At 36.2% G+C, this 25,330-nt stretch carries 33 protein-coding genes; 31 read left to right on the plus strand and 2 right to left on the minus strand.

Annotation, left to right across the window (positions count from 1 at the left end; all coding sequences use genetic code 11):
* Nucleotides 1–82 precede the first annotated feature (82 nt).
* From hisZ to rsfS, 18 genes are all read left to right on the plus strand, one after another.
* On the plus strand, nucleotides 83–1,084 hold the full coding sequence (hisZ, locus tag G611_RS14800) for an ATP phosphoribosyltransferase regulatory subunit (RefSeq protein ID WP_036949182.1): 1,002 nt from the start codon (nucleotides 83–85) through the stop codon (nucleotides 1,082–1,084).
* 2 nt (nucleotides 1,085–1,086) lie between these two features.
* Nucleotides 1,087–1,743: an ATP phosphoribosyltransferase gene (hisG, locus tag G611_RS0111345; RefSeq protein WP_028243710.1), complete on the plus strand. Its 657-nt coding sequence runs from the start codon at nucleotides 1,087–1,089 to the stop codon at nucleotides 1,741–1,743.
* Entirely contained in the window at nucleotides 1,730–3,022 is a 1,293-nt protein-coding gene (hisD, locus tag G611_RS0111350; protein WP_028243711.1) for a histidinol dehydrogenase, read from the plus strand. The genes hisG and hisD overlap by 14 nt, the downstream gene beginning before the upstream one ends.
* A gap of 69 nt (nucleotides 3,023–3,091) precedes the next feature.
* Nucleotides 3,092–3,685, plus strand: coding sequence for an imidazoleglycerol-phosphate dehydratase HisB (hisB, locus tag G611_RS0111355; protein WP_028243712.1), 594 nt, complete (start codon nucleotides 3,092–3,094; stop codon nucleotides 3,683–3,685).
* A 20-nt stretch (nucleotides 3,686–3,705) separates the two neighbouring features.
* On the plus strand, nucleotides 3,706–4,986 hold the full coding sequence (gene hisIE / locus G611_RS0111360) for a bifunctional phosphoribosyl-AMP cyclohydrolase/phosphoribosyl-ATP diphosphatase HisIE (protein ID WP_036949185.1): 1,281 nt from the start codon (nucleotides 3,706–3,708) through the stop codon (nucleotides 4,984–4,986).
* A gap of 6 nt (nucleotides 4,987–4,992) precedes the next feature.
* On the plus strand, nucleotides 4,993–6,861 hold the full coding sequence (locus G611_RS0111365) for a TIGR03960 family B12-binding radical SAM protein (protein WP_028243714.1): 1,869 nt from the start codon (nucleotides 4,993–4,995) through the stop codon (nucleotides 6,859–6,861).
* On the plus strand, nucleotides 6,851–7,567 hold the full coding sequence (locus G611_RS0111370; protein ID WP_028243715.1) for a TIGR03936 family radical SAM-associated protein: 717 nt from the start codon (nucleotides 6,851–6,853) through the stop codon (nucleotides 7,565–7,567). The genes G611_RS0111365 and G611_RS0111370 overlap by 11 nt, the downstream gene beginning before the upstream one ends.
* A complete protein-coding gene (locus G611_RS15480) occupies nucleotides 7,557–8,444 on the plus strand; it encodes a ribonuclease E/G (protein WP_028243716.1) in 888 nt (295 codons plus the stop codon). The genes G611_RS0111370 and G611_RS15480 overlap by 11 nt, the downstream gene beginning before the upstream one ends.
* Nucleotides 8,445–8,484: 40 nt before the next feature.
* Entirely contained in the window at nucleotides 8,485–9,090 is a 606-nt protein-coding gene (locus tag G611_RS15485) for a thermonuclease family protein (RefSeq protein ID WP_051195239.1), read from the plus strand.
* A gap of 67 nt (nucleotides 9,091–9,157) precedes the next feature.
* Complete coding sequence (locus G611_RS0111385) at nucleotides 9,158–10,045, plus strand: DUF362 domain-containing protein (protein WP_028243717.1); 888 nt, start codon at nucleotides 9,158–9,160, stop codon at nucleotides 10,043–10,045.
* A 23-nt stretch (nucleotides 10,046–10,068) separates the two neighbouring features.
* A complete protein-coding gene (locus tag G611_RS0111390; RefSeq protein WP_028243718.1) occupies nucleotides 10,069–10,437 on the plus strand; it encodes a hypothetical protein in 369 nt (122 codons plus the stop codon).
* Between the two features lie 151 nt (nucleotides 10,438–10,588).
* Complete coding sequence (gene rplU, locus G611_RS0111395; RefSeq protein ID WP_028243719.1) at nucleotides 10,589–10,897, plus strand: 50S ribosomal protein L21; 309 nt, start codon at nucleotides 10,589–10,591, stop codon at nucleotides 10,895–10,897.
* Nucleotides 10,898–10,899: 2 nt separating this feature from the next.
* On the plus strand, nucleotides 10,900–11,226 hold the full coding sequence (locus G611_RS0111400) for a ribosomal-processing cysteine protease Prp (protein ID WP_028243720.1): 327 nt from the start codon (nucleotides 10,900–10,902) through the stop codon (nucleotides 11,224–11,226).
* Nucleotides 11,227–11,229: 3 nt separating this feature from the next.
* On the plus strand, nucleotides 11,230–11,514 hold the full coding sequence (gene rpmA / locus G611_RS0111405) for a 50S ribosomal protein L27 (RefSeq protein ID WP_015549701.1): 285 nt from the start codon (nucleotides 11,230–11,232) through the stop codon (nucleotides 11,512–11,514).
* A 142-nt stretch (nucleotides 11,515–11,656) separates the two neighbouring features.
* Nucleotides 11,657–12,943: a GTPase ObgE gene (obgE, locus tag G611_RS0111410; RefSeq protein WP_036949188.1), complete on the plus strand. Its 1,287-nt coding sequence runs from the start codon at nucleotides 11,657–11,659 to the stop codon at nucleotides 12,941–12,943.
* 11 nt (nucleotides 12,944–12,954) lie between these two features.
* Complete coding sequence (locus G611_RS0111415; RefSeq protein ID WP_028243722.1) at nucleotides 12,955–13,242, plus strand: YhbY family RNA-binding protein; 288 nt, start codon at nucleotides 12,955–12,957, stop codon at nucleotides 13,240–13,242.
* Between the two features lie 14 nt (nucleotides 13,243–13,256).
* Complete coding sequence (gene nadD / locus G611_RS15660) at nucleotides 13,257–14,450, plus strand: nicotinate (nicotinamide) nucleotide adenylyltransferase (protein ID WP_081657043.1); 1,194 nt, start codon at nucleotides 13,257–13,259, stop codon at nucleotides 14,448–14,450.
* A gap of 4 nt (nucleotides 14,451–14,454) precedes the next feature.
* Nucleotides 14,455–14,802: a ribosome silencing factor gene (gene rsfS, locus G611_RS0111425; RefSeq protein WP_028243724.1), complete on the plus strand. Its 348-nt coding sequence runs from the start codon at nucleotides 14,455–14,457 to the stop codon at nucleotides 14,800–14,802.
* Between the two features lie 30 nt (nucleotides 14,803–14,832).
* On the opposite strand, the gene lexA is transcribed toward rsfS, so the two are convergent.
* Complete coding sequence (lexA, locus tag G611_RS0111430; protein WP_028243725.1) at nucleotides 14,833–15,447, minus strand: transcriptional repressor LexA; 615 nt, start codon at nucleotides 15,445–15,447, stop codon at nucleotides 14,833–14,835.
* A gap of 168 nt (nucleotides 15,448–15,615) precedes the next feature.
* Here lexA and G611_RS0111435 point away from each other — a divergent pair, with 168 nt between their 5' ends.
* The 6 genes from G611_RS0111435 (at nucleotide 15,616) to G611_RS14820 (ending at nucleotide 19,703) form a co-directional block, all read left to right on the plus strand.
* A complete protein-coding gene (locus G611_RS0111435) occupies nucleotides 15,616–15,945 on the plus strand; it encodes a LysM peptidoglycan-binding domain-containing protein (RefSeq protein ID WP_051195240.1) in 330 nt (109 codons plus the stop codon).
* A gap of 93 nt (nucleotides 15,946–16,038) precedes the next feature.
* On the plus strand, nucleotides 16,039–16,800 hold the full coding sequence (locus G611_RS14815; RefSeq protein ID WP_051195241.1) for a lysophospholipid acyltransferase family protein: 762 nt from the start codon (nucleotides 16,039–16,041) through the stop codon (nucleotides 16,798–16,800).
* A 92-nt stretch (nucleotides 16,801–16,892) separates the two neighbouring features.
* Nucleotides 16,893–18,152: a hypothetical protein gene (locus tag G611_RS0111445; protein ID WP_028243727.1), complete on the plus strand. Its 1,260-nt coding sequence runs from the start codon at nucleotides 16,893–16,895 to the stop codon at nucleotides 18,150–18,152.
* 245 nt (nucleotides 18,153–18,397) lie between these two features.
* Entirely contained in the window at nucleotides 18,398–18,850 is a 453-nt protein-coding gene (locus G611_RS0111450; RefSeq protein WP_028243728.1) for a hypothetical protein, read from the plus strand.
* Between the two features lie 118 nt (nucleotides 18,851–18,968).
* Nucleotides 18,969–19,142 (plus strand): hypothetical protein, encoded by a 174-nt coding sequence (locus tag G611_RS15785; RefSeq protein ID WP_155942291.1) that lies wholly within the window; start codon nucleotides 18,969–18,971, stop codon nucleotides 19,140–19,142.
* Between the two features lie 135 nt (nucleotides 19,143–19,277).
* Nucleotides 19,278–19,703: a hypothetical protein gene (locus tag G611_RS14820; protein WP_036949190.1), complete on the plus strand. Its 426-nt coding sequence runs from the start codon at nucleotides 19,278–19,280 to the stop codon at nucleotides 19,701–19,703.
* A 99-nt stretch (nucleotides 19,704–19,802) separates the two neighbouring features.
* On the opposite strand, the gene G611_RS0111465 is transcribed toward G611_RS14820, so the two are convergent.
* Nucleotides 19,803–21,020 (minus strand): iron-containing alcohol dehydrogenase, encoded by a 1,218-nt coding sequence (locus tag G611_RS0111465; protein WP_028243729.1) that lies wholly within the window; start codon nucleotides 21,018–21,020, stop codon nucleotides 19,803–19,805.
* A gap of 170 nt (nucleotides 21,021–21,190) precedes the next feature.
* Here G611_RS0111465 and G611_RS0111470 point away from each other — a divergent pair, with 170 nt between their 5' ends.
* The 7 genes from G611_RS0111470 (at nucleotide 21,191) to G611_RS0111500 (ending at nucleotide 25,240) form a co-directional block, all read left to right on the plus strand.
* Nucleotides 21,191–21,955 carry an alpha/beta hydrolase gene (locus tag G611_RS0111470; RefSeq protein WP_028243730.1) on the plus strand — a complete coding sequence of 255 codons (765 nt, stop codon included), beginning with the start codon at nucleotides 21,191–21,193 and terminating at the stop codon, nucleotides 21,953–21,955.
* Between the two features lie 375 nt (nucleotides 21,956–22,330).
* Nucleotides 22,331–22,456 carry a hypothetical protein gene (locus G611_RS16015; RefSeq protein ID WP_278244523.1) on the plus strand — a complete coding sequence of 42 codons (126 nt, stop codon included), beginning with the start codon at nucleotides 22,331–22,333 and terminating at the stop codon, nucleotides 22,454–22,456.
* A 54-nt stretch (nucleotides 22,457–22,510) separates the two neighbouring features.
* Complete coding sequence (locus G611_RS14825) at nucleotides 22,511–22,918, plus strand: DUF3795 domain-containing protein (protein ID WP_036949192.1); 408 nt, start codon at nucleotides 22,511–22,513, stop codon at nucleotides 22,916–22,918.
* 4 nt (nucleotides 22,919–22,922) lie between these two features.
* Nucleotides 22,923–23,210: a hypothetical protein gene (locus G611_RS0111485; RefSeq protein WP_028243731.1), complete on the plus strand. Its 288-nt coding sequence runs from the start codon at nucleotides 22,923–22,925 to the stop codon at nucleotides 23,208–23,210.
* 30 nt (nucleotides 23,211–23,240) lie between these two features.
* The gene (locus tag G611_RS0111490) at nucleotides 23,241–23,909 is read left to right on the plus strand and encodes a hypothetical protein (RefSeq protein WP_028243732.1); all 669 of its coding nucleotides are present in this window, start codon (nucleotides 23,241–23,243) and stop codon (nucleotides 23,907–23,909) included.
* A 3-nt stretch (nucleotides 23,910–23,912) separates the two neighbouring features.
* Nucleotides 23,913–24,440 carry a 2'-5' RNA ligase family protein gene (locus G611_RS0111495; RefSeq protein WP_028243733.1) on the plus strand — a complete coding sequence of 176 codons (528 nt, stop codon included), beginning with the start codon at nucleotides 23,913–23,915 and terminating at the stop codon, nucleotides 24,438–24,440.
* Between the two features lie 2 nt (nucleotides 24,441–24,442).
* The gene (locus G611_RS0111500; protein WP_036949194.1) at nucleotides 24,443–25,240 is read left to right on the plus strand and encodes an alpha/beta fold hydrolase; all 798 of its coding nucleotides are present in this window, start codon (nucleotides 24,443–24,445) and stop codon (nucleotides 25,238–25,240) included.
* Nucleotides 25,241–25,330: the final 90 nt, after the last annotated feature.

Consider the following 25,330-nt stretch of genomic DNA (forward strand, 5'->3'; position numbering starts at 1 on the left):
TTTGTTGACTTCGGAGCTTATATAATATATAATAACTTTAGTTCTTTATCACACTAAAGTATAATGCATTTGAGGGACAATTATGAAAAATCTTACATTACACACTCCAGAGGGAGTACGAGACATTTACAACAGTGAATATGAGCAGCGTTTAGATGTACTTTATAATCTTAGAAAATGTTTTAAGGATTCTGGTTATGGGCCAATATCTACACCTACCTTTGAATATTTTGATACCTTTTCTAAGGAGGTAGGAAGCTGTAAATCAAACGAAATGTTCAAGTTCTTTGATAGAGATGGAAACACGCTGGTTCTTAGACCAGATATAACACCATCTGTTGCAAGAGCTGCTGCGATGTATTTTTCCGATACTGATGAGGCTGTTAAGCTTTCTTATGAGGGTAATGTATTTATTAATTATCATAGCCTTCAAGGACGTCTCAAGGAAACTACCCAGGCTGGCTGCGAATTTATAGGTGACAGCTCTGTGGATGCTGATGCTGAGATTCTTACAATAGTTGTAAATGCCCTTAAAAAAATCGGATTAAAAGAATTTGAAATAGGTGTTGGGCACATTGATGTTGTAAGAGGATTGATTGATGCTGCTAATCTTTCAGAGGAGCAGGAAGAAAAATTAATCAACCTCATTTCAAACAAGAATTTCTTTGGTGCAAAGGAGCTGTTGGAACAGGCGGAGGTTAGCCATGGACTTGTTGAGCTTTTTGATATTACAGGTAAAATCATGAATTCTCCAAAGGAATGGGCACCTTATCTTGAAAAAGCTAAAAAATATAAAAAGGTTTATGATGCACTAGAATATCTTACAAAGCTTTATGAGATTTTAAATAAAAATAAGGTGATAGATTATATATCATTTGAGCTTGGTATGATTTCAGAATACAAGTATTACACAGGAATAATTTTTACAGGATATTCTTACGGAGTTGGAGAACCACTTGTAAAGGGCGGTAGATACGATACACTTCTTAGTCATTTTGGAAAGGAAGCTCCTGCTATAGGATTTGCAATTACTGTTGACCAATTAATGCTAGCACTTAAAAGGATTCCCTTTTGTGAGGTGTAACTATGGAGAATAAATACTTAACCTTCGCCCTGGGTAAAGGGCGTCTTGCTAAAAAAACACTAGAGCTCTTTGAAAGCATCGGTATTACTTGTGAGGAAATGAAGGACCCAGATACAAGAAAGCTGATTTTCACTAACGAGGAGCTTAAGCTTAAATTTTTCTTAGCTAAAGGGCCAGATGTGCCAACCTATGTTGAATATGGTGCTGCGGACATCGGCGTTGTAGGAGAAGACACTATCTTAGAAGAAAACAGAAATATCTATGAGGTGTTAGATTTGGGCTTTGGAAAATGTCGCATGTGTGTATGCGGTCCTGCTGATGCTGCTGATTTATTAAAGCATCATGAGCTTATCAGAGTAGCCAGCAAATATCCTCGAATTGCAAAGGATTATTTTTACAATATCAAAAATCAGACTGTTGAGATTATAAAGCTAAATGGTTCTATTGAGCTTGCGCCTATAGTTGGTTTGTCTGAAGTTATTGTAGATATAGTAGAAACCGGATCCACCTTAAGAGAAAATGGTTTGGTTGTGTTGGAGGAGGTTTGTCCTCTTTCAGCCAGAATGGTTGTTAACCAGGTATCCATGAAAATGGAAAATGAAAGAATTACAGATTTAATCGAACGACTAAAGGGAGCATTAGAAAATGAGAAAGCTTAAGCTTACTAAAGATACAATTGATAACATTTTAGAGTCACTTCTTAAGCGAAGCCCTAGCCAATACACTGAATACGAGCAGACAGTTTCTGATATCGTAAATACGGTAAGAGAAAAGGGTGATGAGGCTGTATTCGCATATACGAAGAAATTTGATGGGGCTGATATTAATAAGGACAACATTGTTGTTACTAAGGCAGAAATAGAAGCAGCTTACAAGGAAGTACCTGAGGAGCTGGTTGAAGTTATTAGAAAGGCTTTAGTAAATATCGAAAGCTTCCACGCTAAGCAAAAGCAAAACAGCTGGTTTACATCAGAAGAGGGAATCATCCTTGGGCAGAAGGTATCCCCACTGGATAAGGTGGGAGTGTATGTTCCTGGCGGAAAGGCTGTTTATCCTTCATCAGTTCTTATGAATGTTATGCCCGCAAAGGTAGCAGGCGTACCTAATATTTATATGACTACCCCATGCGACAAATTTGGAAAAGTAAACCCTAGTACACTTGTAGCTGCTAACGAAGCTGGCGTTGATGTTATTTATAAATGTGGTGGAGCTCAGGCTATTGCAGCCCTTGCTTTTGGTACAGAATCTATTGCCAAGGTTGATAAGATTGTTGGTCCTGGAAACATATTTGTAGCCTTGGCTAAAAAGGCAGTATTTGGATATGTATCCATCGATTCTATTGCAGGCCCTTCGGAGATTTTAGTACTTGCTGATGAAACTGCAAATCCAACCTATGTGGCTGCGGATTTATTATCTCAGGCTGAGCATGATGAGCTTGCATCTGCAATACTTGTTACTACATCTGCAAAGCTTGCTGATGAGGTTGAAAGTGAGATAGAGCGTTTTGTAAAGATTTTATCTAGAAAAGATATTATTCAAAAGTCACTGGATAATTTTGGATATTTACTTATTGCAGAAAACAAAAAGGACGCCATAGATTGTGTAAATGCCATCGCATCTGAGCATCTTGAAATTGTTACAGCTAATCCTTTTGAGGATATGACTTATGTTAAAAATGCTGGCGCTATTTTTCTTGGACAGTATTCCTCTGAACCTTTGGGAGATTATTTTGCTGGCCCAAATCACGTACTTCCAACTAATGGAACAGCCAGATTTTTCTCAGCCCTTTCAGTAGACGATTTTATTAAGAAATCCAGCATTATTTCATATTCAAAAGAGGCTCTTGAGGCAGTTTATCCTGACATTGTAAAGTTTGCAAATAACGAGCAGCTTACGGCTCATGCAAATTCTATCAAAGTTAGATTCGAGAATGTTTAATTTACTTTAAATAACTATTGATATTAGGTATAATTAAATTGTTTGAAAACACAAAATTTGGGGTGGAATATGTCTGACGAAAGAAGAGCTAAAGTAGCTAGAAAAACTAAAGAAACAGATATAACTATAGATTTTTCTTTAGATGGATGTGGTAACTGTAATGTTAATTCAGGCATAGGTTTCTTTGACCATATGCTGGATGCATTTATTAGACACGGCCTTTTTGACATGACTGCAGAAATAAAAGGGGATTTGCAGGTTGATTGTCATCATACCATTGAAGATACTGGTATTGTTCTTGGAAATGCAATTAAAAAGGCTTGTGGGAATAAAGCAGGTATAAAAAGATACGGCAGCTGCATTTTGCCCATGGATGAGACGCTTGTTATGGTTGCTATCGATTTATCTGGCAGACCTTACCTTTCTTTTGAAGCCGATTTTCCAACTGAAAAAATCGGTTACATGGATACAGAAATGGTGAAGGAATTTTTCTATGCAATTTCTTATTCAGCTGCAATGAATTTGCATATTAAAGTAATAACACCTGGCAATTCTCATCATATGTGTGAGGCTATATTCAAGGCGTTTGCCAAGGCTTTGGATGATGCCACAATTATCGACCCTAGAATAAAAGATGCTATGACAACAAAAGGGACTATATAGACTTTTAAAGGAGCATTACTATGGAACACAAAAATATTGTCGCTACTATCTACATAAAGGATGGAATGGCAGTTAAAAGTCCGACAGAATTAAATAAAAAGAAAGATGTTTTAGAATTAGCCGCTGTATATGACGACAGTGGTATAGATAAATTAATCATTTATGATTTATCATCTACAGACGAGGAACATGAAAAAAATATTTTGGCCATTCGTGAGATTAACAGAAATATCCAGGTTAAAACAGCCGGTGGCGGAAATATCAAAAGATTAGAGGATGTTAAAAAGCTTCTTTATGCAGGCTGCGTAGAGGTTATTCTTAATGGCTCTAAGCCTGAAACTATCGATTTGTTAAAGGAGGCTTCAGCAAGATTTGGAGCCAGCAAGATGCTTGTCAGTCTTTCAACTGTTGATTTTCTTTTCAAAACAAAGGATTTTTTGCAGGATAATGTTCACGAGCTTGTAATCATGAATTCATCTTTGTTGGAGAGCTTGGAAAACATTACTGACACTCCTTACATCATGCAGGTTGATGAATATGATTTTGATTATGTGTTAAAGCTTCTTAAATCAGATCATATAAGAGGTATATCTGGTGCATTCCTTAATGATACCAATACAGACATCATGCAGATTAAAAGCGAGCTGTCTGATGCGGGCATTAAGATGGATAACTTTGAACCAAAGCTTTCCTGGAGTGATTTAAAGCCAAACTCAGATGGGCTTGTTCCTACAGTAGTGCAGGATTTCCAGACTGGTGAGGTTCTTATGGTGGCTTACATGAATGAGGAATCTTTAAATGCCACTATTCGTACAGGAAAGATGACATATTTTTCTCGTTCTAGACAATCACTTTGGGTAAAGGGAGAGACTAGCGGTCATTTTCAGTATGTCAAGTCATTGACTGCTGACTGTGATTTTGATACTATTTTGGCGAAAGTGTCTCAAGTTGGAGTGGCATGTCACACTGGCGCACCTAGCTGCTTCTTCAATGAGATAGTTAAAAAGGAGTATGTTGAGCGAAATCCGCTGAAGGTATTTGAGGATGTTTACGCCATCATTATGGATAGAAAGGAACATCCAAAGGAAGGTTCTTACACAAATTATCTGTTTGATAAGGGCCTTGATAAAATCCTTAAGAAGGTTGGTGAAGAGGCTACAGAGATTGTTATTGCAGCCAAGAATCCAGATTCTGAGGAGACCAAATACGAGATATCAGATTTCCTGTATCACCTGATGGTTCTTATGGCTGAAAAGGGTGTCACATGGGAAGATATCACATCGGAGCTTGCTCAAAGATAGGATTATATGAAAAAACTAGCTTTACCTGACGATATTTTGATGCAGATTGATAAGCCTGCACGTTATATCGGCAACGAATTTAATAGTGTAATTAAAAATCCAGCTGACGTGGACATCAGATTTGCAATGTGCTTTCCTGATGTCTACGAGGTTGGTATGTCTCATCTTGGAATAGCTATCCTATACGATATGCTTAACAAGCGTGAGGATACATATTGTGAAAGGGTATATTCGCCTTGGCCAGATTTGCATAATCTGATGAAGGAAAGGGATATACCTCTTTTTGCGTTGGAATCACAGGATCCAATTAAGGATTTTGATTTCATTGGTATGACACTTCAATACGAAATGTGCTACACAAACATTCTGCAGATTCTTGATTTGGCAGGAGTTGCACTTCTTACTAAGGATAGAGAAAACAACGACCCTATCGTAGTGGTTGGTGGTCCTTGCGCTACTAATCCTGAGCCAATAGCGGATTTTGTAGATTTAGTATATGTTGGCGAAGGTGAAACCAGCTATCCAGCACTTTTAGAGCTTTATAAAAAGCACAAGGCTACTGGCTTTGATAGAGCAGCATTTTTACGCGCGGCTTCAAAGATTCCTGGAATATATGTACCTTCTTTATACGAAGTTACATATAAGGAAAGCGATGGAACCATCGAAAGCTTCAAACCTATTTATGATGATGTTCCAGCTACCATCGAAAGACAGGTTGTCAAGGATATGGATTCTTCCAGCTATCCTACAAAGATGCTTATTCCATTTGTACGTGCTATTCAGGATAGAGTAGTACTTGAGATTCAGCGTGGCTGTATCAGAGGCTGTCGCTTCTGCCAGGCAGGTATGATTTATCGTCCAAATCGTGAGAAATCTGTTGATGTTCTTAAGGCTCAGGCTAAGGAATTACTTGCTGCTACAGGACATGAGGAAATATCACTTAGTTCACTTTCTTCAAGTGATTATCATGCACTTGGAGAACTTATGGATTTCCTTATTGATGATTGTCTATCTGAGGGTGTTAACGTATCACTTCCTTCACTTAGAATTGATGCATTTTCACTTGATGTTATGTCAAAGGTTCAGGATGTTAGAAAATCTAGCATTACATTTGCACCAGAGGCTGGTAGCCAGAGAATGCGTAACGTTATCAATAAGGGCCTTACTGTAGAAGACATCTTAGGCGGTGCCACACTTGCCTTTAAGGGTGGTTGGAATAAGGTTAAGCTTTATTTCATGCTTGGTCTTCCTTCTGAGACTGACGAAGATATGAAGGCTATTCCACAGCTTGCCAACGATATTGCTGCTGCATACTATGAGACGGTTCCAAAGGATCAGCGTCAGGGAAGATGCCAGATTACTATTTCTACATCATTCTTCGTACCAAAGCCATTTACACCATTCCAGTGGGCTCCTATGTACGAAGCAGGAGAATACTTACGTCGCGCCAAGGTAGTTAACGACGAAATGAAGGCACAGCTTAATCAAAAATCACTAAAGTACAACTGGCATCATTCAGATGTAACTGTACTTGAAGGTGTATTTGCAAGAGGCGATAGAAGACTTTGTCCTGCAATTTTGGATGCATATAATAGTGGATGCTTCTTTGATGCATGGGGCGAATACTTTGACTTTGATAAATGGCTTGCTGCTTTTGAAAAGAACAATATTTCTATAGATTATTATGCCTATAGACAGCGCGATTTAGATGAAATTCTTCCATGGGATTTCATTGATTGTCACGTATCAAAGGAATTCTTAAAGAGAGAATGGAATAACGCAATGAATGAAAAGGTTACTCCTAACTGTAAAATGGGCTGCAGCGGATGCGGTTCTGCAAAAATCGGATCGGGGGTATGTCACAATGCGCGTTAGAATTAGATTTGAAAAAACAGGAATAATGAGATATGTAGGCCATTTGGATTTGATGCGTTTCTTTCAAAAGGCTGTCAAAAGATCAGGCCTTCCAATCAGATATTCAGAAGGCTTTAACCCACATCAGATTATGTCCTTTGCATCACCTCTTGGTGTTGGACTTACATCTGAGGGCGAATACATGGATATAGATATTAAAGAAGAGGTTGCTTCAGCTAAGGGAATAGCTTCTCTTAACGAGAACATGGTAGAAGGCCTTGCTATTACAAGCTTTAAATACCTTCCAGATAACGCTGAAAAATGTATGAGTGCTGTTACAGCAGCAAGCTACATTGTTACCTATAAGGACAGCAAGGATGATGCTTGTTATATCGATAATATCTGTGACCTTAAAGAAAAATTCTTTGATGAGGCTGCAGCTATTAACATCGTTAAAAAGACTAAAAAGGGTGAGCGCGAGCTTGATTTGAAACCACTCATCTATAGATTTAATATTGAAGTAAAAGATGGTGTGCCTGTATATGATTTACTTTTATCATCAGGCAGTACTGATAATATCAAGCCTGAACTTGTTATTAAGGCATTTCATGAATATCTTGGGTTACCAGAATTTGATGAGCTTACACTTGATATTCATCGTGTAGATATGTTTACAGGTGAGGTTGATAGCTTTGTTTCTTTGGGAGACATAGGGGATGAGCGTTAATAAAGTAGTTATTACTAATGGATTATATCAGGACAAGGAGCTTAGGCTCCTTGTTTCTTTTGATGAAAATGATAAGCCTGTAGATTTAATCAATCTTGATATTACTAAGATTGGTGAGGTTTCTATGGCCACAGTTGAAAAGGTTTTAAATGATATAGATGCTTGTATTGTAAAGCTTGACTCAGGTGATAAGGGTTTTATCGAAAATAGAAAGTTAAAGCCTGAAAGCTTTGTAACCCGTCACTCTGATAAAAAGCTGGTGTGCCAGGCTGACCAGTTTTATGTGCAAATTTTTCAGGATAGAAAGGGCGTAAAGCCTTATTCATGTAATTTTATAGCTGAAATCACTGATGAAAATAAAAATTATAATTTCATAAATTATTATTTAGATAATTATGCATCAAAAGATTCTGAGGTTATTACAGATTTAATTGATTTAGCAAATAACTGTGATGCCAGAATCTATGAAGATGAAAATTTATCACTTTGGAATGTTTATGGATTGACGAGCTTACTTGACAGGGCTACCTCTAAAATAGTGCATCTTAAATCTGGCGCTAATATTATCATAGAGCCTACAGAGGCCATGACTATTATCGATGTAAATTCATCAAAGAATTATGGCAAATCTACAGCCATGGAAACTAACCTGGAGGCTTTAAAAGAAATAGCACATCAGCTTAGGCTTCGTTCAATATCTGGAATAATAATTGTGGATTTACTTAAGGTATCAAAGTCAGAGGAAATGCAATTGTTAGAATTTGCTAAGGAAGCATTTAAAAACGATATCTCAATTGTCAACATACATGGTTTTACTAACTTAGGACTTTTAGAAATCACAAGAAGTAGATGTTTTTCACCATTTCAGATAATTTAATTATTGCATAAAAGATGGAGATGAAATAAGGGAGAAAAATATGAAAACACAAAATAAATGGCAAAGAATAGGAATTATCCTTATAGCAATTATGATTGGCGTAGGTGTTCCTGAATATCTTAATAGTCAAAATGTTACTGATATTAATATTTCAAATGATACAAACAGTCAGGAGAGCAATTTGGATGCAGTAAAATTTATTAGAACAGTAGATGGAGATACAATTATTGTAGAAGATAAAACAGGTGAGCATAAGAGAGTTCGTATGATTGGTATAGATACTCCAGAATCTGTTGCTAAGGAAGAAGAACGTAATAATAAATATGGTGTTATGGCATCTGACTATACTAAGGAACTTCTTTCAAATGCAGGTACATTATATTTAGAATATGATGTAGACAGCGATGACCAGTATGATAGAATCTTAGCTTATGTATGGCTTGAAGATGTTAAGGATACCTTTGATGAAGCTGCTATTAAAGAATCCATGGTAAATGCTATAATCGTAAAAAATGGCTATGGAATAGGAAGAAGATATGAGCCAACTGTTGCCCATGATGATATTCTACAATCCTTAACAAAGGAAGCAGAAGCTTCAAATGCAGGATTGTGGCAGTATCAAGGCTTTAGAAATTTGTGGGAATAGACTTATTGCATGTAAATTCTTAGCAAAGTATAATTAAACTAGTTGAAAATATGTATGGAGGGATTTTATGGCATCTAAAGTTTATTTTATCAAAAATGTAACAGCTGAGAATGTTGTAAAGATGTACGATGAACTAGGCATTAAGCTTCCAGGTAAGGTTGCTGTTAAGGTTCATTCTGGTGAGGAAGGAAATCAGAATTATCTTAAGCCTGCATTTTGGAAGCCAATGGTTGAGCATGTTAACGGCACTATAGTTGAATGTAATACAGCTTATGAGGGTGAAAGAAATTACACAGATAAGCATATCAAACTACTTAAGCGCCACGGCTGGAATGAGTTGTTTGATGTGGATTTAATGGATGCAGAAGGTCCTGATATAGAGATTCCTGTTAAGAACGGAACACATCTTAAGACAGATATTATGGGAAAGAATTTACTTAATTATGATTCAATGCTTGTACTTTCTCATTTTAAGGGGCACCCAATGGGTGGCTTCGGTGGCGCTCTAAAGCAGCTTTCTATTGGATGTGCATCCTGTGCTGGAAAGGTTCAGATTCATTCTGCTGGCAAATACAAGCTTGCAAGTGAACAGGATATCGTATGGAATGATTTACCTGAGCAGAATGCTTTTTTGGAAAGCATGGCTGAAGCTGCATCTGCCGTAGTAGACCATTTCAAAGGAAATATGGCATTTATCAATGTAATGGCAAATATGTCTGTTGACTGTGACTGCTGTGCAGTTGCCGAGGACCCATGTCTTAAGGATATTGGTATTTTAGCCAGCTTAGACCCAGTTGCAATTGATAGAGCGTGTCTTGATTTAGTTTATGCATCTAAGGATGTTGGAAGAGACCATTTCTTAGAGCGTGTTACATCTAGAAATGGCGAGCATACAGTTGATGTAGCAGCATCACTTAATGTTGGAAGCAAGGAATACGAACTTATTGAACTCTAGTTTATTTTACGGGGGTATAAACTATGGAGTTAAAAGATGTAATTGCAGTTGTTGAAAAAAGGGCTGAGGATTTAGCCAACGAGGAAATTGTTAAATACAATAAGGAACATCCGGAGCTTAATCTTACAGACGAGGCTAAGAGTGCGGTAAGAATACGTTCGATTTCGCAGCTTACCTTACAGCTTAGCAAGTTCCATTTTAAGCAGGATAGTGATTTACAGGAACAATTTGATGAGTGGTTTTCTTCAAATGAAGAGGAAGACCTTCGTAAAACCTGCAAGCACTGTTTAGATGATGAAGCCAAAAAAATCAGGGAAGAGGCAGCAGGTAAAATGAGCTCATTAGATGCCTATCTAACCAAGCATTTAGGTAGTGCACATACAATTGACTAAATTTATCGAAAATTTTGTGGCCTTTTTCATTGACGAAGATGAAATCCTATGTTAATATACTTGAGTATGCCGCTCAGTGTGGTTTTTTAAGTGTGTTTCATTCCGAAACACCACCGAAACTGGCGAGTAATGATAAAAAGGAGGAGCAACCATGTACGCAATTATTGCAACAGGTGGTAAGCAGTACAAAGTTTCTGAAGGCGATATCATTACCATTGAAAAGCTTGGTGTAGAGGCTGGTGAGAAGGTTACTTTTGATCAGGTTCTTGCTGTTAGCGACAAGGAACTCAAGGTTGGCGCACCTACAGTAGAAGGCGCTTCAGTTGAGGCTTCTGTTGTTAAAGAAGGCAGAGGTAAGAAGGTAATCGTTTACAAGTACAAGAGAAAAACAGGTTACCACAAGAAGAATGGCCACAGACAGGCTTTCACTCAGGTTAAGATTGAGAAGATTAACGGCTAATTATGGTTTCCGTTATTATTACTAAATCTGGAGCAGAATTCAAACAGGTTTCCTTAGACGGACATGCTGGTGATGTAGAAGCAGGACAAAACATTGTCTGCGCTGCAGTTTCAGTATTAGCTATCAACACTTTTAATAGTATCGAACGTTTTACAGATGATGCTTTTTCTGTTGATGCTGCTGAAGATGGTGGTCATTTAGTCATGACTTTTCCAGAACCACTTTCCGACAAATCTAAGCTTTTGTTAGATTCAATGTTACTAGGTTTAGACGAAATTCAAAAACAATACGGTGATGAATATATTTCATTACAATACAAGGAGGTGTAAGACATGTTACAGATGAACCTTCAGTTCTTCGCTCATAAAAAGGGTGTAGGCTCTACAAAGAACGGTAGAGATTCAGAGTCTAAGAGATTAGGCGCAAAGAGAGCAGACGGTCAGTTCGTTAAGGCTGGCAATATTCTTTACAGACAGCGTGGTACAAAGATTCTTCCAGGCAACAATGTAGGTCTCGGTGGAGACGATACACTTTTTGCTTTAGTTGATGGAGTACTTCGTTTCGAAAGAAAAGGTAGAGACAAGAAGCAGGCTTCTGTCTATCCAGTAGAACAGTAATCGATTGACCCGACTATGCGTATTACGTAGTCGGGTCGTTTTTTTAGGTAACAACGTAGTTAATCAATACAGTCGATTTTAGCTGTTTTATATCTTAATAGAAATAAAATGGCATGGATAAATCGGCGGATTAGGAGTTTTTATGTCATTTGCTGATAGAGCAAAAATTATTATTAAATCAGGTAAAGGTGGCGATGGTCACGTTAGTTTCCGTCGTGAAAAATACGTTCCAAACGGTGGGCCTAACGGCGGCGATGGTGGTAATGGTGGTAATGTAATTTTTGAGGTCGATCCAGGCCTTAATACTCTTACTGATTACCGTCATAGACGTAAATTTGCAGCTGAAAACGGTCAGGAAGGTGGCAAAGATAATTGTCACGGAAAGAACGGTGCAGATTTAATTCTTAAGGTTCCAGAGGGAACAGTTATTAAGGATGCTGCCAGCGGAAAGGTTATCGCTGATATGTCAGGAGATAACAAGAGACAGATAGTTCTCCCAGGTGGCAAGGGTGGCCTTGGTAATCAGCATTTTGCTACATCTACAATGCAGGCACCAAAATACGCAAAGCCAGGCGTAGATGCTATTGAGCTAGAAGTTTTACTTGAGCTTAAGGTAATCGCTGATGTAGGTCTTGTTGGTTATCCTAACGTAGGTAAATCTACATTCCTTTCTCGCGTAACTAATGCAGATCCTAAAATCGGAAATTATCATTTTACAACACTTAGCCCAAATCTTGGTGTTGTAGATGTTGATGATATAAATGGTTTCGTTATTGCAGATATTCCAGGTCTTATTGAAGGCGCTTCAGAAGGAATCGGCCTTGGCCATGAATTCCTTCGTCATATCGAGCGAACAAAGGTTATTATACACATGGTTGATGGTGCTTCAGTTGAAGGCCGTGATCCAATCGAAGACATCAAAACTATTTCTGCAGAGCTTGAAGCTTACGACCCAGCCCTTCTAAAGAAGCCTCAGGTTATTGCAGCTAACAAGATGGATGTTATTGGAGAAGATAGCAACGAAGTTCTTGAGGCCTTAAAGGCAGAATTTGAGCCAAAAGGCATTAAGGTATTTGCTATTTCTGCAGTTAGTGGTAAAGGCCTAAAGGAGCTGTTATACGAGGTAGTTAGATTATTAGATTCTTGTGATGATGCACCTATCGTTTACGAGCAGGAATTTGACCCAACTATTCGTGTATTTGATGATGAGCCATACACAGTTACAATCAATGATGAGGGTGATTATGTTGTTGAAGGCCCTCGTATTGAAAAGATGCTTGGATACACTAACCTTGAATCTGAAAAAGGATTTATGTTCTTCCAGAACTTTCTTAAGGAGCAGGGTATTCTTAAAGAGCTTGAAGAAAAGGGTATTCAAGAGGGCGATACAGTTAGAATGTACGGCTTAGTGTTTGATTATTACAAGTAAGAGGTATTGAAATGACTAATAAACAAAGAGCTTATTTATCATCTTTAGCAGCTGATTTAAGCCCAATTCTTCAGATTGGTAAGGCTTCACTTACACCTGAGCATACTCAGGCTGTAGACGAGGCATTAGAGGCTAGAGAGTTAATTAAAATCAACGTATTAAAGAATTGCTTTGATGACCCACGTGAGATGGCACAGATTCTCGCTGAGCGTACTCATTCAGAGGTTGTTAGAGTTATTGGTAAGAAAATTATTCTTTACAGGGCAGCAAAGAAGCCTGTTATCAAATTACCTAACTAATACAGGAGTTTAAAATGGCTAGAATCGGTGTTTACGGCGGCACCTTTAATCCAATACATAATACTCATATTGAGATTGCAAAGGCTGCTTTAGAGCAATACAAACTTGATAAAGTATATTTCTTAGTAGCAGGAACGCCTCCACATAAGGATACTGCGGAATCTGTCTCTGATATTAACAGGCTCGAAATGGTAAAGCTTGCTATTAAGGGCCAGGATGGTTTAGATATAGACGATAGAGAAATATACAGAGCTGGAAAGAGTTATTCTTACATAACCTTTAGCGAATATCACAAGGAAAGACCTGATGATGAGATTTTCTTTATCATGGGAAGTGATAGTTTGCTTAATTTCAAGAATTGGGTGAAGCCAGATGTTATTTCTGAATATGTTACAGTTCTTGTAGCTCCTAGATTTGGAGATGACATAAGACAAATCGAAAATGCCATTAATGAATGTAAAAATTTGTTTGATGGTGATTTTATGCTTATCGATTATGATGCTAATGATTTAGCTTCATCAAAGATTAGGGACGAATTCTATACAGATAGGATTGTTGAATCAGAAGTCACATCAGATGTTTACGATTACATTGTTGAACATAATCTATATAGCAAATACTCTTATACAAAAGAGGATATCAGCCGTTTAGATGATGAAATGAAAAAAGAGTTAAAGCCTGGCAGATACATTCATACTATTGGTGTTGCGAACATGTCATACGCTTTAGCTACAAGATGGAATTATCCAGCAAATACAGCTATGGTAGCTGGTATGCTTCATGATTGCGCTAAATGCATTTCAGATGAAAAACGACTTAGTGTTTGTGAGAAGAATAATATTCCTGTAACAGATATAGAATATAAATATCCTCATTTGCTACATGGAAAGGTTGGAGCTCATTACTGCAAAAGCAAATATGATGTTTTCGACGAACAGATTGCTCACGCTATTGCAGTTCATACAACAGGCTGTCCTAATATGAATCTTTTAGATAAGATTATATTTGTGGCTGATTATATCGAGCCTGGCAGAGATAAACAGCCTAGACTTGATGTTATCCGTGCCACAGCTTTTACTGATTTGGATATGTGTGTTTATTTGATATTAGAAGATTCAGTTAATTATCTAAATGCTAATCCAGACATGGTAGACCCAACTACAATAGATACATTTAATTTTTATAAAAAGTTTATAGAAGAGAGGTAGAAACATGGAAGCAAGAGAAATGGCAAAGCTTATTTGCAAAGCCCTCGATGACAAAAAGGCCATTGATGTTAAGGCTATAGATATTTCAGAGGTTAGTGTTATGGCTGATTTCTTTATTGTTGCATCAGCATCTAACCAGAGTCAGCTTAATGCTATGCAGGATGAAGTAGATAGAATCCTTTATGAGCAGGGCATTCATGCTAAATCAATTGAGGGTAACCGTTCAAGTACTTGGGTGCTTATGGATTATGAAGATGTTATCGTTCACCTATTCTCTGAGGAAGATAGATTATTCTATGATTTAGAGAGAATCTGGAAAGATGGTATCGTTATCGATTCAAAAGAGTTATAAAAAAAATACCCCGTAAGGGGTATTTTTTATTTAGAAGAAACGGAATACGCCGAACACTTTTCCGAGGATTACACAATTATCTACGATGATTGGATCCATAGTATCGTTTTCTGGCTGAAGACGAATGTGACCGTTTTCTTTATAGAATGTTTTAACTGTAGCACTGTCATCTACAAGTGCAACAACCATATCTCCGTTATTAGCTGTATCCTGCTGCTGAACCATGATAGTGTCACCATCAAGAATACCGGCGTTAATCATTGATTCGCCCTTAACCCTAAGCATAAATGCCTGGTGTTGAGGAACGTGCTCAGCTGGGATAGGGAAGTATTCTTCAATGTTCTGTACAGCGAGAAGTGGCTGGCCTGCAGCAACATTTCCAACAACAGGAACATTAACAACTTCACGACGAATCATATTAAAATTATCATCTACGATTTCGATAGCTCTAGGCTTCGAAGGATCTCGTTTTAAATATCCGTTTTTTTCAAGTGTTTCCAAATGTGCATGAACAGAAGATGTAGATCTGAGGTTACATGCGTCACATAGTTCTCTAACTGTAGGTGGGTATCCCTTATTCAAAATAGCCTGCTTTATTTCTTCAAGAATTTCACGCTGCTTAGCAGATATTTTTCCGTATGCCATAGCGAAATACTCCTTTCAAATTTACTATACACTTACAATAGCACACTGAACATATTTTTGCAAACAAACTTTCAGAAATTTTGTTCGAAAAAAATGTTGACAAAACGATTGTTCGGTATTATATTGAATTCAGAACAAAGGTTCCGAACATAAATTTGGAGGGTCAATATGAAAAACAATAGAAAAGCAGAAATCATTGTAAGGAATAGAAAAATCATGGTTGCAGGTCTTCTTTTAGTTACAGTTATATTTGGTGCTTTGCTATTTACTAATAAAGCTACAGCTAAAAGCAGTAGACCAATATATACTTACTATACCAGTTATGAAATTCAGACTGGTGATAGCCTATGGACTATCGCTGATCAGTTTATGGGGCCTGATTACACTGATAAACAGGATTTCATAAATAATATTAAAAGGATTAATCACCTTGGTGATGATAATATTACAGAAGGAAAATTCTTAGTAATCGAATATTCTTCTTATGAAAAGCTATAGGATTATAGCCTATTCAAACTCTCTTATTTATATGGTAATATATATATTGATTATATATAGAATTCACACAACATTTTGTGTTTGGGAGAGTGTATGTTACGTTTTTTTATTGCAATTTTATTTAACGCGAAGCGTGGGCCAGAAATCATTCCTACTATGCGTAAGATGATAACGCATAAGGATAAATATCCAGAAAAGACCAGATATGCTTATGCGTTACGTTTAATCAGATATCTTAAAAAGAGTGCCAGAATAACTACTGAAATATACGGCACAGAGAATTTACCTGAAGAGGGTGGTTACGTTATGTATCCAAACCATCAGGGAAAATACGATGCCTTAGGTATTATGTATGCTCATAGGGAACCATGTACATTTGTAATGGATAAAGCTAAATCATATGGCTTCCTTGTTAGGGAGATGGTTGATCTGTTAGGTGCTAAACGACTTGCGCTTGATGATGTAAGACAGAACATTCGCATTATGGATCAAATCACCAAAGAAGTTCTTGAAGGAAAGCGCTTTATTTTGTTCTCGGAGGGTGGTTACAATACTAATGGTAATATCGTTCAACGTTTTAAGCCAGGAAGCTTTAAATGTGCAATGCGAGCTAAGGCACCAATCATTCCAGTTACACTTATTGATTCATACTTAGCGTTCAACAGTCTAAAGCCTGGCCCTGTTACTACTAAGGTGATTTTTGGAAAGCCAATCACTTATGATGAGTACAAAGATTTAAAAACATACGAGGTGGCAGATATTGTTCGTTCCACCATAATTTCTACAATGGAGGAATTTGGTGTTTACGTCAACAATCCTGAGAATAATCCTGATATTTTAAATACTAATAATTAACTTGAATTATAAAATTTTATAGTTATACTCATATATGAAGCATTTGTGGTCAGCAATTGCTTCATATTATTTTGCATAAAAAGGAATTGGAAATGGACGATTTATTTGATAAAAATTTTTATATAGATACGTATAAACCAGAAAGTAAAGGCGTTCGAATGTATAAAACCTTTGCTATGTTTAGATTCATATTTATTATTTATACATTATCATTTGAATTTTTAGTATATTTTTGGTTACTAAAGAAAAATATATTTCAGAAATACTTAGAGCCTCAAGCTTATCTATTGGTAGGTCTTTCAGTGCTATTTATTTGCCTAATAGTATATGTCATAATCGATAATCTAGCTTTTAAAAAGAAACTTATAGAGTCATCTTCAGAAGTAAATTTTGATTATTATTTCTATACTTATAAAAAATCAGGCAAAAAGAATCAAAATAATACTATAACAGCAATAGCTTGCGCATTAGCCGAAATGGGGGACAAACATGGATGTCAAAAGGTTTTATCTTTATTACCTGTGGAATATAAACCAACGATTCTAAGTGACTTAAAGGATTGGTTAAAATCAGAAGAAGCAAGCTTTGACAATCCTTTGTTACACAATACTAAACGATTTATATTAAGAGCAATAATCTTTCCTATCATTTTTTTAATTATAGCAGCAGGGCTTTTGGCGTCTTGCGTAGACTATACACTCCTTATTGGCTATGGTAGTAACAAGACCTGTATTATGCACTTTGGCATGCTTCAATGTGGTGCCTGGCTATACCTAACAATTTTTTGCATCCTTTTAATCTTTTATTATATCAATAGAAATAGAATGTTCCTATTAATAGATGGTTTTAAAGAGTATGCAAAAAGTATGACACTTGTTGCCATATTTATTTTACTTTTATACATAAGTGTTAATCCCGCTGTAAATTATGCATCCACATCCGATGAGACTGATACAACTTCTGATAAAATTTTATCTTCAAATGAAGCTAAAGATGAAGAAGAACTATGGAGTGAACATCCAGATGATACAGAGGTTTTGCTTAAAATGGTGATTCTTTGCGATTGGTTGCAAAAACGTGGAATTATTGGTGATTTTCATGTTTTAATAGAGCACGATGAAAATGGTATTGCTATGGCAACTGTTTCGAAGGATGATAATTACGCATATGTTTTACACGAAAATGGTTTTAAATCTGATTCTAATGATTGTAAATGCTTAGAGTTTATACTTAAAGCTGAGCCACTGGATGCTAAGGGGAAATCACTAGGCCCTGAAAAAGAAAAGCTTATTGGATATTATTTGGTAAAATATGATACTGATGAGGTGTTTGAAGAACTTAAAGCATACTAGTAAAATTATTTAAATTTCACTCAATCTTCACATAGGATGCAGTTAAATTTCAAATACAGGGAGTAATATAACATCATCGCAGAAGCGATAAACTTTTTCATATATCATTCTCCCTTTAAAAGGCGGCTATCGGGGCCGCTTTTTTGTTGCTTTATTCATAGTCTAAACATATTTTTGTAAAAAATTAATTATATAATATGCAATAAAGAACCTGTAGGATTCATATATCTCAAAGAGGAAATGCCATGATTTTAAAAGAATATGATGGTGATTTATTTCATATTAACGATCGTGATACATATTATGCACAGGGTATTTCTGCGGATTTTGTCATGAAAAAGGGTATTTCTGTAAAATTTAATATGACATACAATACAAAAGAACGTCTTGTTGCGAAATATGGTAACTACCTTAATAAATGGGATTCTACAAATGATAATTCGCAAGGATTTTGCATTCTTGAAGATAAAGTTTTAAATCTTGTTATTAAGCGCAATTATCGAGATGAACCAACACTTCTTTCGGTTAGTATGGCTTTTTTTGAAATGCGAAGATTGATAATATCAAATAATATTAAACTAGTATCTATGCAGAAGATTGGTTGTGGGCTAGAAGGCTTAAATTGGGAAGATGTGAAAAGGCAGCTTGAGATTGCTTTAGAGGACACAGATGTGACAATAAAAGTTTATAAGACTTAATTTTATATATGCCTAATATCGCTAATTTGTATTGACTCCCGTTGGAAACCGTGATATATTATTAGAGTTTCTGAAAGATATTTAAATTTATAACGTAATACTCAAGTGGAGGAGTCGAATGAGAATAAAAGATTTTATTGAGGAATTAAGAAGATATGATCAGGACATAGAGCTTGTAATTGATGTTGATGGAGATTTTATTACACCATCTATGAGCAGAGAAGTTGTTCATTTTAAACATGATTACTCAGGTACTTCTTTTAAGGATTTAGCGATTGTTCTTTCAAAATAAATCATTAGCTAGAGATTTTTTTCTCTAGCTTTTTTATTGTTTAAATAAAAACAGTAATTTTAAGCTTTATTTATTAAGCCAGAAGAATTAGAATATATAAAGTTTATAAATATGATATTGAGGATATATTGATTTATGGAAAGCTTTTTATATGGAATTTTAGATTTTATAAATTATGTTCATACTTATATTTTGAGTTGGAATGATGCTTATGAAGCTAATTTCACAGATAAGGATTTACATTTTCTAGTAATAGGATGTCTTGGTATGGCGTTAATATTTATAGTTCAACCTTTATTTACATTATTGGCCAAGACAAATCATGTACTTGTTATTAGCTGGATTTATGTGTTTACACTGATTTTACTTCTTACATTTGCAATAGAAATAGAACAGAAGATTACAAAAAGCGGTGTCATGGATTTCGCAGACATTGTTTTTGGAATATGGGGCTTTATGCTTATGTTTTTTGTGTATGCTCTTATTCGTGCAGTACTAATAGCAATCTTTCGGTTTATTTTTAAAAGAGAAAAAAAGAATAAGATGCGTGAGCAATACTAATAAAAAAGGTAGTGAGTTCTTTGTTTGAATTCACTACCTTTAAATATTTTAAATATTAATCATAACTCATAATCTGAGACATTTCATAGGAATCTAAAATTAGAAATCTACTTCTGTGTCGTAGTAGCAGCACTTAAGAAGCTTTTCCATTTCTTCCTGGCTTGGCTGTCTAGGGTTAGAGCCTGTGCAGGCATCTAAGATAGCGTTTGCAGCTATATCGTGAAGCCTCTCAAGGAAAACATCCTCTGGTACAAAGCCCTGATCTGCAGGAAGTCCGTCTGGACCATAGTGGTTGATGCTGTGTGGAATGTTAAGGTCATCGTTCATCTTGCGCAGATAATCAATGAGGAGCTTAACTTTTTCATCATCATTTGAACCGCCAAGGTGCATGTAATCAGCAATAACGCCGTAACGTTTCTTAGCTACAGGGTCCTTAGCGTTGAATGCGATAACCTTTGGAAGATACATAGCATTTGCAGCACCGTGAATGATGTGAGCACCCAAATCTGCAAAAGCAGCACCAGTCTTGTGAGCCATAGAATGTACGATACCAAGAAGAGCATTAGAAAATGCCATTCCTGCAAGACACTGAGCGTCATGCATTTCGTCTCTTGCATTCATATCTTCGTTGTAAGATTTTACAAGAGTGTTCATAATCATTTCGATTGCATGGATTGCAAGTGGGTCTGTGTATGCACAATTTGCTGTAGAAACATAAGCTTCGATAGCGTGTGTCATAGCATCCATACCTGTGTGAGCAACCAACTTCTTAGGCATTGTGTGTGCAAGCTCTGGATCAACAATTGCTACGTCAGGTGTAATCTCGAAATCAGCGATTGGATATTTGATACCCTTTTGATAATCAGTGATGATTGAGAATGCTGTAACCTCTGTAGCTGTTCCTGAAGTAGAAGAGATAGCACAGAATTTAGCCTTTGTACGAAGCTTTGGAAGTCCGAAAACCTTGCACATATCTTCAAATGTTGTTTCTGGATATTCGTATTTAATCCACATAGCCTTAGCAGCATCGATAGGTGAACCACCGCCGATTGCAACAATCCAGTCAGGCTGGAATTTCTGCATTACCTCAGCACCCCTCATAACTGTCTCAACAGATGGATCAGGCTCGATACCTTCAAAAAGCTCTATCTCCATTCCAGCTTCTTTTAAATAATCCTCAACCTTCTGTAAAAATCCACCTCTTTTCATGGAACCGCCACCAGTACAAATGATAGCGCGTTTACCCTCAAATGTTTTTAATGCCTCGAGAGCACCTTTGCCATGATAAATGTCGCGAGGCAAAGTAAATCTTCCCATAGTAAAATACCTCCCATTTACAATATTTTTCCTTTATTATATCTAATATTGTATGAATATTCCATAATACTCAATAAATAATAGGAAATGTGGAGTTTTCCCTTTATTTATAAAGGGGAAACCATTACAATAAAAACATTAAAGAATTCGGTTAATTAAGGGGGATTTTTATGGCACTTATTCAAGTAAACTATATGTCTAAGGCGTTGTTTAGACTGGTTCCTGTAAATGTGATTTTACCAGTGGATCGTTTTGATGCAGATAACGATTCATATATAAATGGAAAAGATAAAAAGTATAAGACACTATACCTGCTTCATGGATTATTAGGAAACTACACTGACTGGGTGAGTCAGACACGAATTCAAAGGTGGGCCGAGGAGAATAATCTAGCAGTGGTTATGCCATCTGGGGATAACGCCTTCTATCTTAATTCCAGAACTCCTTGGAACGATTATGAAACCTTTATTGGTGAGGAACTTGTGGTGGTAACAAGAAAAATGTTTCCTCTATCTGATAAAAGAGAAGACACCTTCATCGCTGGATTATCAATGGGTGGCTTTGGGGCACTTCGTAATGGAATAGTTTTCTCTAATACCTTTAGTCATGTAGCAGGCCTTTCAGCAGCTGTACATATTTTTGAAGACACATCTGAAGAAGCTAACATAGGATTATTCGATAATATTAAAGAAGCATCAGAATCTAACAGGAACCCATGGGTTGCCGTAGATGAAATGCTTTCTAGTGGTCGCAAACTACCAAAGTTTTACATGGCATGTGGTACAAAGGATGATTTGATGCCAGCCAATATTAAATTTAGAGATTATCTAAAGTCAAAGGGATTAGATGTAACCTGGGATGAAGAGGATTTCGGTCACGACTGGGATTTCTGGGATAGCCAGATAAAGAAGGTTTTGGACTGGTTACCATTGTAATAATTATATGAAATCCATGAAATATTCTTAGGATCGGTACTTGGTTTCTTGGCTGTGGCTTTAACAGGCGGTTTTTAGGTGAATATTTTATGTAAATGATATTAGTGTGGCATAACTCCTAATTTCAATTTGAGGCCATACGTCTAAACAGTTAGGATTCTATAGTTTAGACGTAATAATCCTTAAATACTGATATTAGGAAGGAAATTCGGGATGAGATGATAATCATATTTGGGATTCAGTGTATTAATTTCACCTGAAAAGGAAAAATAATAACAAAATAATGCACAATCTGATTGATTTTATTATCTTGCTACGTCTGAATTTACAAATTGCTTTATTCGAGACGTAGACCTATAAAAATTGCTATTTGATATGGATGCAATACGAGAATACAGAAGAAAAGAAATGATGGGCAATACATTCAGAAAAGTAGGAGCATATAAGGGATTATTAGATGCTACAATTTCAGCACCATTTATAAGGGATGGACAAGAATAATTCATAGACTGGTAGTAGTTTATTATTTCAAAGGTAGGAAGAGTAAGAATTATTATGAAAAGAGAGTTAGGAATAGCACGATGTGGATTGGCATGTTGCTTGTGCAGCGAAAATGTTCATTGTAGTGGATGCAATTCAGGCGATTGCCCGGATAAAGATTGGTGTGATAACAGAAAATGTTCATTAGAAAAAGGAATAGAGCACTGTTTCGAGTGTGATGATGAATGTAAAAAAGGATTGCTGGCAAAGATTAAACCTTATGGATTTACATTATTTATAAAAAGATATGGTGAAAGCGAATTATTAGATTGCTTAGAACGAAATGAAAAATCAGGAATCATTTATCATAGAGAAGGTATAAATGGAGACTATGATGATTTTGATGATGTAGAAAAGTTAATAAATTTCATTAAGACAGGAAAAAATTATATTCCGCAGATTGAGGATAAGGGAGAAGATTGAAAGGATGAATAAGATGAATAAAAAAACATTAGCAGTGGCATTGGAGCTAATCCCAATAATATCAGCTCCACTTGCAATTATATCTATTTTTTCAAATATAGATTCACAAATAATTAGAAGCCTTATTGGTGCATTTACTTTGCTAGCCCTTTTCGGATTTGTATTTTTCTTTATAGGTAGAAAGATTGCGAAAGAAGAAAAAATAGTTAAAGTGCTAAGCATATTGGATATACTTGCTACAGTGGCGATTATCATATTATATGCCCTTGTTTTTATTGCACTAGGATCATAAGGATAGAGGGTCAAATTAGGAGATAGGTAAATGAAAAAGTTGTTTAAGTGGTTGGGTATATTTTTAGGCATAATCATCTTCATTTCTATTGTTGCACTTGCAATTTGCGAGATAAGGACAAGGCTCATGGAGGATGATTATTCAAGCATATATGATAATGAAAAATACCAAACACCAATTAGAATAGAAAATGTTGAAGTCATTACTCAGGACATTTCCTGCGGATATGCTGTAATAGAAATGTTTTCAGCTTGGAATGTGGGAGATGTTACTGAAGAATCTCTTTATAATCAATATGGTAAAGTAGTTACATCAACAGGTAATAAGTTTTGCCAGGAAATGAACAAGCAGTTTCCAGAGTACAAGACTGAAATCCATAAATATTTGAAAAACACTGAATTTATCGATATCATGTATGACTCCTTGGCTGCTGGAATGCCAGTGCCTTTTGAGTGGGCAGCACTTTACGGCGACCAGTGGACCTTACATTATTCACTAATCGTGGGTGCTGATATTCCAAATGATAAAATCACCGTGGCCAATCCATATGGCTATTATGAAGAAATAACAGTGGAAGAGCTACTTGCTAGAACCAGCTTTGAAGCCTACGAAGATATGCCATTCTTTATGAAAATGGGATTTGCCATAGGTTTATTTGAGAAAAATACTATTTATTCGGTAAAGGGAAGTAACAATTAATTTATGTATTTAATTTCAGCATATTTTGATAAAAACACAACTGAACAGCTACAGAAATATATAGACAGAATTGCTGCGGTAACAGGTAATAGTTTCATGGTCGATAATCAAGTTCCACCGCATCTTACACTGGCAGCAATTGAGGCTAGAAGTGTGGATGTTCTTGTCCCTGCATTTGAATCATTACATGATAAATTACAGCAAGGCGATATTTCAATAATTACCGTAGGCCAATTTATGCCAAAGGTAATTTATGCGGCACCTTATATTAATCAATATTTGTTTGAATTGAATAGATGCATCTGCGATGCCTATGCCGATGTTCCAGAAACTACCATCAGCAAATATTATAGGCCTCTATCATGGCTTCCGCATATTACACTTGGAAAGACATTGAATAGCCTGCAAATGAATGAAGCTGTTAAGGCTATGCAGGATTTTAAAAGCATCGACGCAAAAATTGTTCGCATTGGATTAGCGAAGGTTAATCCCCACGCAGATGTGAGCATCATTGATTTAAAGGGGAATTAATTATGCAAAAAAATGGATGTGTGAGGGTTGGGGATACTGATATGTATTACGTGGCCTTCGGAGAGGGAAAAAAGAATCTAGTAGTTTTACCTGGGCTTTCAGATGGCCTGTGGACTGTTAAAGGCAAAGCCTGGCTTTTGGCTGGTTCTTATAAAAAATTTTTCAATGATTATACCGTTTACATGTTTAGCAGAAAAAATCTTATACCGGAGGGCTATTCCATTGAAGATATGGCAAATGATCAGGCTATAGCTATGCAGAATCTTGGTATAGAAAAAGCGATAGTTATGGGCGTATCCCAGGGTGGCATGATAGCGCAATATTTGGCTGCGAGCCACGGTGAGCTTGTTGAAAAATTAGTCCTTGTAGTAACAGCGCCTTATGCTAACGACACTATAAAAAACGTTGTTATAAAATGGATTGAAATGACAAAAACCGCTTCTCACACAGATTTAATGCTTGATACAGCAGAAAAGGTTTACACTAAAAGCTTCAACGAAAAGAATAAAAAATATCTTCCTATGCTAGCTAGATTTACCAAGCCACATAACTATGACAGGTTTTGCAAAAACGCATATGCGATATTAAATTTTGATGCAAGACCAATACTTTCAAAGATAAAATGTCCTACATGCATTATGTCTGGTAACTGCGACAACACTGTTGGTAATGATGCTCCCTACGAATTAAATGAAGGAATTGTTGGAAGTGAAGTACTTATTTTTGATGGATTTGGGCATGGATTATTTGAAGAGGATAAGGATTTTTATAATAAGGTATTAGAATATTGCAATAGATAGGCACAAGATGGTTGATTTAATAAAAGGTGCATAGACCGTCAATAATAATAGACAACATGTGAAAGATTGTATATGATATAAATATAAAAT

This window comes from Pseudobutyrivibrio ruminis AD2017, assembly GCF_000424305.1.
GTDB classification, from domain to species: domain Bacteria; phylum Bacillota; class Clostridia; order Lachnospirales; family Lachnospiraceae; genus Pseudobutyrivibrio; species Pseudobutyrivibrio ruminis_B.